1 protein-coding gene is annotated in these 733 nt (G+C 46.5%); it reads right to left on the bottom strand.

Features of this window, described 5'->3' with window-relative positions; translation table 11 throughout:
• On the bottom strand, nt 1-733 hold a 733-nt coding region (locus tag ACWHAR_RS26725; protein ID WP_452088383.1), incomplete at both ends, for a cytochrome ubiquinol oxidase subunit I.

The raw sequence follows: 733 nt of genomic DNA, 5'->3' as shown, positions 1-733 counted from the left end.
GATGAGACTAAAAGGGCCTGCTGTCATGAAAATGACCAAAAGCCACGTTGGGAAACGGTCTTTCTTGAGCACCTTTCTCCAGACCACACCGATAATGGAATAAAGAATAAGCAGCATGCCTACACCGACCATCGCATTAAACAGCGTGTGAATGAAAAGCGGCGGCCATTCATCTCTCGGAAATGCATTTAATCCTTTTACAACAGTGTCAAAACGGTTCGCTGCCAAAAAGCTTAAAGCCCATGGAATCTCGATTGCCCATTTTACTTTTTCTTCATTCGGGTCGGTAAAACCGCCGATAGCGAGCGGGGCATGGGATCTTGTTTCAAACAGGCCTTCCGCACCGGCTAATTTTTCGGGCTGGTATTCGTACAGCATCTGTGCTGATTCGTGTCCGTTCAAAGAGGTCAGCAATGAAAAAATACCGCCGATCGTGAGTGCGAGCAAAAGGGCTTTCCGGTGAAAGCGATAGACCTTTTCCTTTTTTCTTGTCCGGATCATTTTATATGCGGCCACAGAAGCCACGATAAACGCTCCCGTCATAAATGCGGATAAAACGACATGGCCCGCAGTGATAAAAAAGCTTGGATTGAAGAACGCGGCCCACGGATCAACATCTGTGATTTTTCCGTTTAAAATTTTAAAACCGGCGGGCGTACCTTCAAAAGCGTGAACATTCGTAATCAGAACAGCTGATGCTGCTGCCCCGACTAACACAAAGAAAACAGCAACA

This window comes from Bacillus sp. LR--39, assembly GCF_053613335.1.
Note: the sequence above shows the minus strand (reverse complement) of the source record. Positions and strands in the feature narration are given on the sequence as shown.